The organism is Pseudomonas sp. EA_35y_Pfl2_R111, from assembly GCF_963970955.1.
Lineage (GTDB): Bacteria > Pseudomonadota > Gammaproteobacteria > Pseudomonadales > Pseudomonadaceae > Aquipseudomonas.
This window is the reverse complement of the sequence record NZ_CAXAOM010000004.1, coordinates 372,873-385,736: the sequence shown is the minus strand read 5'-3', so window position 1 is coordinate 385,736 and position 12,864 is coordinate 372,873. Positions and strand designations below refer to the sequence as shown.

The window sequence follows — 12,864 nt, the reverse complement described above, 5'->3', positions numbered from 1 at the left end:
GCCTTTCGCAATCCATTGGATCCGCGCTATCCGCGCCACTTGCGGGGGATCCGCGTCTCAATCAAACCTGGGGATAATGTTGGCCTTGTCGATCATGTCGATCGGCAACAGGAACTCGTGGTCATCCACCTGCACTACCACGTCCTGCTCTTCCACACCGCGCAGAAGGCCCTGGAAGTTGCGTCGACCTTCAAAAGGCGAACGCAGCTTGATCTTCACTTGCTCACCGGCATGACTGGCGAACTGTTCAAGGGTGAACAGCGGCCGATCCATACCTGGCGAGGACACCTCAAGGGTGTACTCGGCACTGATCGGGTCCTCGACATCGAGAACACCACTGATCTGCCGACTGACAATTTCACAGTCTTCGATCAACACGCCATCAGGCTGTTTATCAATATAAATTCGCAGCAGAGAATGCCGCCCTTGTGACAGGAACTCGACACCCCAGCATTCGTAGCCAAGAGCCTCGACTACCGGGGCCACCAAGGCCTGCAACTGTTCTAGCTTGCTCGACACCTGAACCCCTCGCGCATGCTGTAAAAATAAAAAATGGGCGAATCGCCCATCATCAAACCGCCCTCTAAAGGCCGGCAAAGCTGTCGCCCAGCTAGCAAAAAGCCCCTTAAAAGGGGCTCCTCTGCAACTCAATGCGGGGGCTGGTTTTACCCAGCCAGCTTCGGATTAAACATCCGAGGAGCGACCTTGCTGCTCAATCCCACATCAAAGCTGGGGCCGGATTATACGACTGAACCTTAAGCAGGGTCAATCGACACTCCAGCAACAAAAAGGCCCGCATCGAGCGGGCCTTTTTGAAAATTGGTACCGAGAAGGGGACTCGAACCCCTACAGCCTATGGCCACTACCACCTCAAGGTAGCGTGTCTACCAATTCCACCACCTCGGCAAAATCATTTACTGCGCACAACGTACTGCGTATTACTGCTGCTCAGGAGCCTGAGGTACGTCCGCCGCTTCAGTAGCCGGCTTAGCTGCATCAAGAACAGGTACATCTTCAACAGCTGGCTTAGCCTGTTGCACTTCTAGAACTGCCGGATCAGGCAAACCAACCTGAGCCATACCATCAGCTTTTTCTTTAGCAAAGTAGCCTAAGCCCAAGCTAGTCATGAAAAAAGCGGTGGCAAGTATAGCAGTAACGCGACTCAAAAAGGTAGTGGTTCCTTGACTACCGAAAACGGTAGATGAAGCACCAGCACCAAAAGAAGCGCCCGCATCAGCACCTTTACCCTGCTGCAGCAGAACCAGCGCAACAACACCGATAGCACCCAGCAGATGAAGAACAACGATAACTGTTTCCAGCATTTCTTTAGCTTCCTGCGGCGCGACAGATCGCACCGAACTCATCCGCATTCAGAGAGGCTCCACCTACAAGCCCCCCATCGATATCCGGCATACCGAACAACTCGGCTGCACTGGCGGCCTTGACACTGCCGCCATAAAGAATTCTTACCTTGCCCGCCAACTCAGCGCTTTTCGCCGCCAACTGCGCGCGAATTGCCGCATGCACTTCCTGCGCTTGCTCTGGCGATGCCGTCAGACCAGTACCAATGGCCCAAACCGGCTCATAGGCAATGACTGCACTCGCAAACACCTCAACACCCAACGCATCGGTCACTGCAGACAACTGCGCAGCAACCACTTCAAGTGTACGCCCCGCTTCACGCTGAGCCAGGGTCTCACCAACACACAGCACCGGAAGCAAACCCGAAGACTGCGCCGCAGCAAGCTTGCGCGTCACAACCTCATCACTCTCACCCAGCAGCGACCTACGCTCGGAGTGACCGATCAGCACCAACGAACAGCTCGCGTCATGCAACTGACTTGCCGCCACTTCGCCAGTCAAAGCACCTTGTTGCGCCTCTGTTGCGCAATCTTGCGCACCTACCGCAACAGCCTTGCCTGCCAGACCATCAACCACCTGACAGAGATGCAAACAAGACGGGAAAACCGCTATATCCACATCAGCAGGCAATACCTGCTGAGTGAGACCGTTGATCAGCTCTGCAACGCTGGCGCGGGTACCGTGCATTTTCCAGTTACCAGCAACCATTGGGCGACGCATGCTTTACCTCGTCGGTCAAAGAGGGCGCAGATGTTACCCAACAGCTACCCGACTGGCAAGCCGAATCAAGCACATACATCCGCAACAACTTTAGCCAATTCATCGGCATAGCCGCGCACCTGGCCTTCATCGTCGCCTTCGACCATAACCCGCACCAACGGCTCGGTGCCGGACTTACGCAGCAGCACCCGACCCCGTCCGGCCATTTGCTCGGTCACCCGCGCGCTAGCCTGCTGTACAGCCGGATGTTCCAACGGATCAACACCGCCAGCAAAACGCACATTGATCAGCACCTGTGGGCACTTCTGCATACCCAACCGCGCCTCGCCCAGGGTCTGCCCGCGGCGCTTAAGCGCCATCAGCACCTGCAACGCAGCAATGATCGCATCCCCCGTGGTGGTGTGCTGGAAACACACCAGATGGCCAGAGTTTTCCCCGCCCAGCTGCCAGTTGCGCGACAACAACTCGGCAATCACATAACGGTCGCCGACCTTGGCGCGGACAAACGGAATGCCAAGATCAGCCAGGGCCAGCTCCAGCCCGAGATTGCTCATCAGCGTACCAACCACCCCGCCCTGCAGCTTGCCGCGCTCCAGCAGGTCACGGGCGATGATAAACAGCAACTCATCGCCATCAACCACCGCACCGGAGTGATCGACCATCAGCACGCGATCCGCGTCACCATCGAAGGCGATCCCCAGATCGGCCTGCTGCGCCAGCACTTCAGCCTGCAGCGCCTCGACGTGGGTCGAGCCGCAGTTGTCATTGATATTCAAGCCATTGGGCTGCGCCGACAGTACGGTCACCTCCGCACCCAATTCACGAAATACGCTTGGCGCCACCTTATACGCCGCACCGTGAGCGCAATCGACAACAACTTTCAAGCCGGCAAAGTCGGTGCTGCTCGGTACGCTGCTCTTACAGAATTCGATATAGCGGCCGGCGGCATCATTGATCCGCGAGACTTTGCCCAACTGCTCGGAATCCACCACAGTCATCGGTTGATCAAGCAGTTCTTCGATCATCAGCTCGATCTCATCCGGCAGCTTGGTGCCCTGCCCCGAGAAGAACTTAATGCCATTGTCGTGATGCGGATTGTGCGAGGCGCTGATAACAATTCCGGCCTCAGCATGAAAAGTACGGGTCAGATAGGCGATTGCCGGCGTCGGCATCGGGCCGAGCAGCATTACATCGGCACCTGCTGCAGACAGACCCGCCTCCAGGGCAGACTCGAACATATAACCGGAGATGCGCGTGTCTTTGCCGATCAGAATGCGGCACTTACCCTGCTTGCGAAACGCCATCCCGGCCGCCCAGCCGAGCTTGAGCATGAATTCCGGGGTTATGGGGAAGTCACCGACACGCCCACGAATACCGTCAGTACCGAAATATTTTCTACCCATCCCACAATTCCTTTCTAACTTATTCGGCCGCTTCAACCGCAGCGATCATCCGTACTACATCAACCGTTTGCGCCACGTCGTGGACCCGCAGGATGTGTGCACCTTTGCTCAACGCCAGCGCTGCCAAGGCCAGGCTGCCATAGAGGCGCTCGCCCACTTCATGCCCCAACACCTTACCGATCATACTCTTGCGCGACACCCCGACCAGCAAAGGTCGCCCCAACGCATGCAACGCAGGCAGATGTTTGAACAGCGACAGATTGTGCTCAAGGGTTTTCGCAAATCCAAACCCCGGATCAAGAATGATGCGTTCAGCGCCAATCCCTGCCGCCTCACAGGCAGCCAGCCGATCCAGCAAAAACTCGCGCACTTCTGCCACGACATCAGGGTATTGGGGATTTTGCTGCATGGTGGTGGGCTCGCCGCGCATATGCATCAGGCACACCGGCAAGCCACTATCCGCCGCCGCATCCAGGGCGCCGTCGCGCTGCAGCGAACGCACATCGTTGATTAAGCCAGCGCCCAGCCGTGCAGTTTCGCGGATGACTGCTGGTGTTGAGGTATCCACCGAGATGATCACATCCAACTCGCGCGCGATGGCCTCAACGATGGGCGCAACCCGCTCCAACTCCTCAACCGGAGATACCGCACGAGCACCGGGTCGCGTCGACTCACCACCGACATCAATCAGCGTCGCCCCCGCCCGCAGCATCGCTTCGGCATGGCGCAAGGCCGCATCACGCTGACCATAGCGCCCACCATCGGAAAACGAGTCAGGAGTAACGTTGAGGATACCCATCACTTGCGGACGGCTTAAATCAAGAAACCGGCTGCCACAGGGCAGCCGGTCAAAGGTTGGCGCTACAGACATGGAGAACCCTAAAGCTCGGCGGCTGGACCACCAATTGGCTTCTCTTTGGACTCAGCGACTTCAACAGGTGCCGTCGGCGTACCGTTGTTGTCGTCGCCGCCTTGCCAGCCTTTCGGCTCACGCGGCGCGAGACCATTCATGATGTCTTCGATTTGCTCGGCATCGATGGTTTCGTACTTCATCAGCGCTTCGGCCATAGCATCGAGCTTGTCGCGATTTTCCAGCAGCAGGCGTTTGGCTGTGCCATAACACTCATCGATGATGCTGCGCACTTCCTGATCAATCAGCTTGGCGGTGTCGGCAGAGACGTTGCTCTGGTTACTGCCCATGCTACGGCCGAGGAAGACTTCACCCTCTTCTTCTGCATACATCAGCGGGCCGAGTTTTTCCGACAAGCCCCACTTGGTGACCATGTTCTTGGCCAACTGGGTGGCGCGCATGATGTCGTTGGACGCACCAGTGGTGACTCCATCGAAGCCCAGGGTCATTTCTTCGGCGATACGACCACCAAACAACGAGCAGATCTGACTGGTTAGCGCACGCTTGCTAAGACTGTAACGATCTTCCTCGGGTAGGAACATGGTCACGCCCAGAGCACGACCGCGCGGGATGATCGACACCTTGTAGACCGGATCATGCTCAGGCACCAAGCGCCCGACAATCGCGTGGCCGGCTTCGTGGAATGCGGTGTTGAGCTTTTCCTTGTCCGACATGACCATAGTCTTGCGCTCGGCGCCCATCATGATCTTGTCTTTAGCCAGCTCGAACTCTTTCATCTCGACGACGCGCTTACCCGAACGGGCAGCGAACAGCGAAGCCTCGTTAACCAGGTTAGCCAGGTCGGCACCGGAGAACCCCGGCGTACCGCGCGCAATCACCGCAGGGGCAACGTCTTCGCCCATCGGCACTTTGCGCATGTGTACTTTGAGAATCTGCTCACGGCCACGGATATCCGGCAAGCCAACCACGACCTGGCGGTCGAAACGACCTGGGCGCAGCAATGCAGGGTCAAGCACGTCAGGACGGTTGGTGGCGGCAATCACGATGATGCCATCGTTCATTTCGAAGCCGTCCATCTCAACCAGCAACTGGTTGAGAGTCTGCTCACGCTCGTCGTGACCACCGCCCATGCCAGCGCCACGATGGCGACCCACGGCGTCGATTTCGTCGATAAAGATGATGCACGGCGCGTGCTTCTTAGCTTGCTCGAACATGTCGCGCACCCGGGACGCACCGACACCAACGAACATTTCAACGAAGTCCGAACCGGAAATGGTGAAGAACGGCACCTTGGCTTCGCCAGCAACTGCCTTCGCCAGCAAGGTTTTACCGGTACCTGGCGAGCCAACCATCAGCACACCGCGCGGGATGCGCCCGCCAAGGCGCTGGAATTTGCCCGGATCACGCAGAAACTCGACCAGCTCGCTGACTTCCTCCTTGGCCTCGTCGCAACCGGCGACGTCAGCGAAGGTGGTCTTGACCTGATCTTCCGAGAGCAGGCGCGCCTTGCTCTTACCGAAACTCATCGGCCCGCCTTTGCCGCCTGCGCCACCTTGCATCTGGCGCATAAAGAACATGAACACGGCGATGATCACCAGAATCGGGAAGCTGGCCACCAGCAATTGAGTCCAGATGCTCTGTTGCTCAGGCTGCTTACCGACGATCTCGACGTTGTTGTCCATCAGGTCCTTGATCAGGCCGTTGTCCTGAATCGCCGGACGCACCGTCTCGAACGAGGAACCATCAGTACGGGTACCGCTGATGATGAAGCCATCCACCGTCACCCGCTTAACGCCGCCATCCTGAACCTGCTGGATAAACTGCGAATAGTTGAGTTTATTCGACTCAGTCGGGCTGGAAAAATTGTTCATCACCGTCACCAAGACGGCGGCGATGATCAGCCACAGGACCAGATTCTTTGCCATGTCGTTCAATTAGCTACCCTCTGAAGCAGGCCCCGTGTCGAAGCGCGCTTCGCATGACGACCAGTTATGTACCGATCTAACTTACTACACAACGCCCACCCCTGGCAGACGCCGTCTGTAACCCTTTATTTGCTGTGAGACCGCAAAGCCCCACCACAATTCGCCGTAAAGCCTGCAACCATCAGATACCGCGAAAGCCCCGAGCCAGCATATATTGCTCGCGCGAGCGATCACGCGAAGACAGCGGCTTGCGCATCTGCACCTTGTCGAACAGCTGACGCACCTGCTTGTGGTACAGATCGAAACCTTCGCCCTGGAAGATCTTGATCAGAAAGTCGCCGCCCGGACGTAGCACCCGAGTCGACAGATCCAGCGCCAACTCACACAAGTACATAGCGCGCGGCTGATCCGATTCCCTCACTCCACTCATATTGGGGGCCATATCGGAAATCACAAGGTCTACCGGGTGTTCACCGATAGCATCGAGAATCTGCGCGAACACCGCATCATCGGTAAAGTCGCCCTTGATGAAAGTAACGTCGGGGATGCTGTCCATCTCCAGAATATCTGAAGCGATCAAACGACCTTTGTCACCGATCACCCGACTGGTGACCTGCGACCAGCCGCCCGGCGCTGCGCCCAGATCGACTACAGTGATGCCAGGCCGCAAGATGCGATCCTTCTCCTGAATCTCCAGCAGCTTGTAGCTGGCGCGCGAGCGATAGCCATCCTTCTGCGCCATTTTGACGTAGGGGTCGTTGAAATGCTCTTTCAGCCAACCTTGACTGGTCTTGGAACGGGCCACGCAATACCTCGAATGTGCAACGCATGAATATCTGGGCGGCCCCGAAGGCGCTCGGGTAAACTAACCGCCGTTTTTTACCAGATTAAATGCAGGAATCAGATTATGCCGCTCACTCAAGAGCAGAAGAAACAATTCAAATCTATCGGTCACCATTTGAAGCCTGTATTGATCGTGGCTGACAACGGTCTGACCGAAGGTGTGCTGACTGAACTGGAACGCGCACTGAGCGATCATGAACTGATTAAAGTGCAACTACGCATCACTGAGCGTGAAGACCGCCTAACGGCCATCAACGAACTGTGCAAAACCAGCAAAGCCGACCTAGTTCAGGTGATTGGCAAGATGGCGCTGATCTACCGAAAAAACCCGAAAGTGAACAAGAACCTGTCCAACGTTCATCGTCATCACGGCTGACAACTCGGCCGCTGCAAGGCGCGCTCAGCGCCTTTGCAACCTCCCATCCTGCCCAATCTTACTGCTTAGAGCCTATGCCTGAGCTTTTGCGGCACTGGCTGCAAGACCAATAACAACCCGCAAAACGCCATGACCAGGTAACTGAACATCAACCAAAGTTCTGCTTCTGGCAGCAGCTGGCGCACCGCGAAGTAACTGCCCGCCATTGTCACAACAACCAGCAGCAACTGCCCACGGCTATCACGCCATAGGCCTGCCAGACGCTCGGCGCGAATCAGCACCAGCACCTGCAACCCGGCGCATACCGCCGCTAAGCCAACTAACAATGGCCGCAGGGTATTGCTGATCTCTTCGACCAGCAACGAAGCCAGGCCGATCTTGGCAATTGCCGGCAACAGCAGAAAATGCAGCAACCAGAGGCCACCAACCCAAAGCGTCTGAGCCAGCAGCCAGCTGATCGCGCCGGCATCACGCGCGCCCGACTTAGAGATGGCGAACCTCGACGATCTCATACTCCAGCGCACCGCTTGGCGTCTGCACCACCACCACGTCACCTTCGCTCTTGCCGATCAGGGCGCGGGCGATAGGTGAACCCACGGAAATCTTGCGCTGCTTGATGTCCGCCTCGTCCTCACCGACGATCTGGTAAGTCACGCTTTCATCGGTTTCGCAGTTGGCGATTTCAACGGTGGTACCGAAAATTACCTTACCGGTGTGCTCAATGGTGGTGACATCAATGATCACTGCATTCTGCAGACGACCCTCGATATCTCGCACTCGCGCTTCAACCATGCCCTGCTGCTCACGCGCGGCATGGTATTCGGCGTTTTCCTTGAGGTCACCGAGCTCACGCGCGGTGCCGATATCCTGGCTGAGCTTGGGGCGCACGACCTTGGTCAGGTGCGCCAGCTCCTCTTCCAGGGCGCGCGCGCCCTGAACGGTCATGGGGTATTTAGTCATGCCTTGATTCCTGCATGCAGATCCTGCAGCCGGCGCACGGTCTTCTCGGGACCGAACTTCAGCGCCTCACAGATCGCCTGACCCGCCGCAATGGTGGTGGTGCAGTAGATCTTGTGCTGCAGGGCGTTACGACGAATAGAGTAAGAGTCAGCGATAGACTGACGGCCTTCGGTGGTGTTGATGATCAGCGTGACTTCATCATTCTTGATCATATCGACCACGTGTGGCCGGCCTTCGGTCACCTTGTTCACGCGACGCACTGGCAAGCCAGCGGCCTCGATCAGCTTGGCGGTACCAGCGGTGGCCACCACTTCAAAGCCCAGGTCAATCAGGTCGCGAGCAACACCTTCCACCAACGGCTTGTCGTCGTCACGCACGCTGATAAAGGCCACGCCCGCGTTCGGCAGAATCTCGCTGGCACCCGACTGCGCCTTGGCAAAGGCCTCGCCGAAAGTATCGCCGACGCCCATCACTTCACCTGTGGACTTCATTTCTGGGCCGAGGATCGGGTCGACGCCTGGGAACTTGGCGAACGGGAACACCGCTTCCTTGACGCTGAAGTACGGCGGGATGATTTCCTTGGTGTAACCAGCCTCAGCCAGCGACTTGCCTGCCATGACGCGGGCAGCCACCTTGGCCAGCGAGACACCGACGCATTTGGAGACGAACGGTACGGTACGCGAAGCGCGCGGGTTCACTTCGATAACGAAGATATCCTCGCCCTGCACGGCCATCTGCACGTTCATCAGACCAACCACATTCAGCTCCAGAGCCATTTTCTTGACCTGGTCACGAATCTCGTCCTGGATGTGCATCGGCAGCGAGTAAGGCGGCAGCGAGCAGGCCGAGTCACCGGAGTGCACGCCAGCCTGTTCAATGTGCTGCATGATCGCGCCAATCACCACGGTTTCGCCGTCGCACACCGCATCCACGTCCACTTCAATGGCGCAGTTGAGGAAGTGGTCGAGCAGCACCGGGCTGTCATTGGAGACTTTTACCGCTTCGCGCATATAGCGCTTGAGCTCGTCTTCCTGGTAGACGATTTCCATCGCCCGGCCGCCCAGTACATAGGACGGACGCACCACCAGCGGATAACCGATGGTCTTGGAGTGAGCCAGGGCTTCATCTTCGCTGCGCGCAGTGGCGTTAGCCGGTTGACGCAGACCGAGACGCTGCACCATCTGCTGGAAACGCTCGCGGTCTTCGGCGCGGTCGATGGCGTCAGGGCTGGTGCCGATGATCGGCACGCCGGCTTCTTCCAGAGCGCGACAGATCTTCAGCGGAGTTTGCCCGCCGTACTGCACGATCACGCCTTTCGGCTGCTCGACGCGGACGATTTCCAGTACGTCTTCCAAGGTTACTGGCTCGAAGTACAGGCGGTCGGAGGTGTCGTAATCGGTGGAGACGGTTTCCGGGTTGCAGTTGACCATGATGGTCTCGTAACCGTCTTCACGCAGCGCCAGCGCCGCGTGTACGCAGCAGTAGTCGAACTCGATACCCTGACCAATACGGTTCGGGCCGCCACCCAGAATCATGATCTTGTCGCGGCTCGACGGATTGGCTTCGCACTCTTCCTCGTAGGTCGAGTACATGTAAGCGGTGTCGGTGGCGAATTCGGCGGCGCAGGTGTCGACGCGCTTGTACACCGGCAGCACTTTCAACTTGTGACGCTGGCTACGCAGGGTCTTCTCGGTCACACCCAGCAGCTTGGCCAGGCGAATATCGGAGAAGCCTTTACGCTTGAGTTTGTACATCGAGTCACGATCAATGCTGGACAGTGCCAGCGTCTTGATCCGCTCTTCGTCCTTGATCAGATCTTCGATCTGCACCAGGAACCATTCATCGATGTTGGTCAGCGCGAAGACTTCAGTCACGGTCTTGCCCGCACGGAAGGCATCGCCGATGTACCAGATACGATCAGCGCTTGGCACGGTCAGTTCGCGACGCAGGGTGCTTTCGGCTTCAGGATCGGCCAGATCGAGCATCGGATCGAGGCCCGAAACACCCACCTCCAGACCGCGCAGGGCTTTCTGCAGGGATTCTTGGAAGGTGCGACCGATGGCCATGACTTCACCGACGGACTTCATCTGGGTGGTCAGGCGGGCATCAGCTTTCGGGAACTTCTCGAAGGCAAAACGCGGGATCTTGGTTACGACGTAGTCAATGGCCGGCTCGAAAGAGGCCGGGGTACGACCGCCGGTGATGTCGTTGCTCAGCTCATCAAGGGTGTAACCCACCGCCAGCTTGGCGGCGATCTTGGCGATCGGGAAGCCGGTGGCCTTGGAGGCCAGCGCCGAGGAACGCGACACGCGCGGGTTCATCTCGATAACGACCATACGGCCAGTGTTCGGGCAGATGCCGAACTGCACGTTGGAGCCGCCGGTTTCCACGCCGATCTCGCGCAATACCGCCAGGGAGGCGTTACGCAGGATCTGGTATTCCTTGTCGGTCAGAGTTTGCGCCGGGGCCACGGTGATCGAGTCGCCGGTGTGCACGCCCATCGGGTCGAAGTTTTCAATGGCGCAGACGATGATGCAGTTGTCCTTTTTATCGCGGACCACCTCCATCTCGTACTCTTTCCAGCCGATCAGCGATTCGTCGATCAGCAGTTCGCTGGTCGGCGACAGATCGATACCGCGGGCGCAGATTTCTTCGAACTCTTCACGGTTGTAAGCAATACCGCCGCCGGTGCCGCCCATGGTGAAGGACGGACGGATGATGCAGGGGAAGCCAACCTTCTCCAGCACGCCGTAGGCTTCTTCCATGTTGTGCGCGATGCCAGAAACCGGGCAGGCCAGACCGATGTCTTTCATCGCCTTGTCGAAGCGCGAGCGGTCTTCGGCTTTGTCGATGGTGTCGGCATTGGCACCGATCATTTCGACACCGAATTTTTCCAGGACGCCGTGCTTCTCCAGGTCCAGCGCGCAGTTCAGCGCAGTTTGACCACCCATGGTCGGCAGCAGCGCATCCGGACGCTCCTTCTCGATGATCTTGGCCACGGTGGACCACTTGATCGGCTCGATATAGGTGGCGTCCGCCATGGCCGGGTCAGTCATGATGGTGGCTGGGTTGGAGTTCACCAGAATGACGCGGTAACCCTCTTCTTTCAGCGCTTTACACGCCTGGGCACCGGAATAGTCGAACTCGCAGGCCTGGCCGATAACAATCGGGCCAGCGCCGAGGATCAGGATGCTTTTAATGTCTGTACGCTTTGGCATTTTCTCTCTCTCGAATCCTGGGTCAGTCGGCTGGCTTAACGGCGCTTGGCCATGGCTTCGATAAAACGGTCGAACAGCGGCGCCACATCGGCTGGGCCGGGGCTCGCTTCGGGGTGACCCTGGAAGCTGAAGGCGTCCTTGTCGGTACGCTCGATACCCTGCAGGGAACCGTCGAAGAGCGACTTGTGGATGGCGCGCAGGTTGCTCGGCAGCGTGGCCTCGTCCACGGCAAAGCCGTGGTTCTGGCTGGTGATCATCACCACACCCGTATCCAGATCTTGCACCGGGTGGTTAGCACCATGGTGGCCGTGGCCCATTTTCAGGGTCTTGGCACCGGAAGCCAGGGCCAGCAGCTGGTGGCCGAGGCAGATGCCGAATACCGGGATCTCGGTTTCCAGCACATCCTTGATCGCGGCAATGGCGTAATCGCACGGTTCGGGATCGCCTGGGCCGTTGGACAGGAACACGCCATCTGGATTCAGCGCCAGCACATCGCTAGCAGGAGTCTGCGCAGGCACCACAGTCACACGGCAACCGCGCTCGACCAGCATGCGCAGGATGTTCAGTTTGACGCCGTAGTCGTAGGCAACAACGTGGTACGGCAGCTCACCGGCTGGAATTTCTGGATGGCTGTCGTCTTTCAGATCCCACACACTGGAACGCCACTCGTAACGCTCGGTGCAGCTGACCACCTTGGCCAGGTCCATGCCTTTCAGCCCGGGGAAGCTGCGCGCCAGTTCCAACGCCTTCTCTTCGGTGGCGTCATCGCCAACCAGAATGCAGCCGTTTTGCGAGCCTTTCTCACGCAGGATGCGGGTCAGGCGGCGGGTGTCGATACCGGCAATGGCGACGGTGCCGTTTTCCTTGAGGTATTCATCCAGTGGCTGCTTGTTGCGCCAGTTACTGGAGGTCAGCGGCAGGTCACGGATAATCAGGCCAGCTGCCCATACGCGGTTGGACTCGGCGTCTTCCGGCGTAGTGCCGGTGTTGCCGATGTGCGGATAGGTCAGGGTGACAATCTGCTGGGCATAGGAAGGATCGGTAAGGATTTCCTGATAGCCGGTCATGGCAGTGTTAAAAACCACCTCACCAATAGTCTGGCCATCGGCACCGATGGCCTCGCCGCGAAAAATACTGCCATCAGCAAGAGCCAAAATGGCAGGTTTAAGGGCTGGCTTACTCAAGA

At 58.0% G+C, this 12,864-nt stretch carries 12 protein-coding genes and 1 tRNA gene; 1 reads left to right on the top strand and 12 read right to left on the bottom strand.

Annotation, left to right across the window (positions count from 1 at the left end; translation table 11 throughout):
• Positions 1–57 precede the first annotated feature (57 nt).
• The 8 genes from rimP to rlmE all read right to left on the bottom strand — a co-directional run bounded on the left by rimP (position 58) and on the right by rlmE (position 7,086).
• Entirely contained in the window at positions 58–519 is a 462-nt protein-coding gene (rimP, locus tag AACY25_RS17290) for a ribosome maturation factor RimP (RefSeq protein ID WP_339526178.1), read from the bottom strand.
• Positions 520–820: 301 nt separating this feature from the next.
• Positions 821–906 (bottom strand) — tRNA-Leu (locus tag AACY25_RS17285).
• A 32-nt stretch (positions 907–938) separates the two neighbouring features.
• Complete coding sequence (gene secG / locus AACY25_RS17280) at positions 939–1,322, bottom strand: preprotein translocase subunit SecG (protein ID WP_339413993.1); 384 nt, start codon at positions 1,320–1,322, stop codon at positions 939–941.
• Positions 1,323–1,326: 4 nt separating this feature from the next.
• The gene (gene tpiA / locus AACY25_RS17275) at positions 1,327–2,082 is read right to left on the bottom strand and encodes a triose-phosphate isomerase (RefSeq protein WP_339526177.1); all 756 of its coding nucleotides are present in this window, start codon (positions 2,080–2,082) and stop codon (positions 1,327–1,329) included.
• Between the two features lie 65 nt (positions 2,083–2,147).
• Complete coding sequence (gene glmM / locus AACY25_RS17270; protein ID WP_339526176.1) at positions 2,148–3,485, bottom strand: phosphoglucosamine mutase; 1,338 nt, start codon at positions 3,483–3,485, stop codon at positions 2,148–2,150.
• Positions 3,486–3,504: 19 nt separating this feature from the next.
• Positions 3,505–4,356 carry a dihydropteroate synthase gene (folP, locus tag AACY25_RS17265; RefSeq protein ID WP_339413990.1) on the bottom strand — a complete coding sequence of 284 codons (852 nt, stop codon included), beginning with the start codon at positions 4,354–4,356 and terminating at the stop codon, positions 3,505–3,507.
• Between the two features lie 8 nt (positions 4,357–4,364).
• Positions 4,365–6,281: an ATP-dependent zinc metalloprotease FtsH gene (ftsH, locus tag AACY25_RS17260; protein ID WP_339413989.1), complete on the bottom strand. Its 1,917-nt coding sequence runs from the start codon at positions 6,279–6,281 to the stop codon at positions 4,365–4,367.
• 181 nt (positions 6,282–6,462) lie between these two features.
• Positions 6,463–7,086 carry a 23S rRNA (uridine(2552)-2'-O)-methyltransferase RlmE gene (rlmE, locus tag AACY25_RS17255; RefSeq protein ID WP_339413988.1) on the bottom strand — a complete coding sequence of 208 codons (624 nt, stop codon included), beginning with the start codon at positions 7,084–7,086 and terminating at the stop codon, positions 6,463–6,465.
• A 102-nt stretch (positions 7,087–7,188) separates the two neighbouring features.
• On the opposite strand from rlmE, the gene yhbY reads away from it, so the two are divergent.
• The gene (gene yhbY / locus AACY25_RS17250) at positions 7,189–7,500 is read left to right on the top strand and encodes a ribosome assembly RNA-binding protein YhbY (protein WP_339413987.1); all 312 of its coding nucleotides are present in this window, start codon (positions 7,189–7,191) and stop codon (positions 7,498–7,500) included.
• A 65-nt stretch (positions 7,501–7,565) separates the two neighbouring features.
• On the opposite strand, the gene AACY25_RS17245 is transcribed toward yhbY, so the two are convergent.
• From AACY25_RS17245 to carA, 4 genes are read right to left on the bottom strand one after another with little or no spacing between them, the layout of a single operon-like run.
• A complete protein-coding gene (locus AACY25_RS17245) occupies positions 7,566–8,012 on the bottom strand; it encodes a DUF4149 domain-containing protein (protein WP_339526174.1) in 447 nt (148 codons plus the stop codon).
• Positions 7,984–8,460, bottom strand: coding sequence for a transcription elongation factor GreA (gene greA, locus AACY25_RS17240; protein WP_339526173.1), 477 nt, complete (start codon positions 8,458–8,460; stop codon positions 7,984–7,986). Before greA ends, AACY25_RS17245 begins: the two co-directional genes overlap by 29 nt.
• A complete protein-coding gene (gene carB, locus AACY25_RS17235; RefSeq protein WP_339526172.1) occupies positions 8,457–11,678 on the bottom strand; it encodes a carbamoyl-phosphate synthase large subunit in 3,222 nt (1,073 codons plus the stop codon). The genes greA and carB overlap by 4 nt, the downstream gene beginning before the upstream one ends.
• Positions 11,679–11,713: 35 nt before the next feature.
• Complete coding sequence (carA, locus tag AACY25_RS17230; protein ID WP_339413983.1) at positions 11,714–12,862, bottom strand: glutamine-hydrolyzing carbamoyl-phosphate synthase small subunit; 1,149 nt, start codon at positions 12,860–12,862, stop codon at positions 11,714–11,716.
• Positions 12,863–12,864 lie beyond the last annotated feature (2 nt).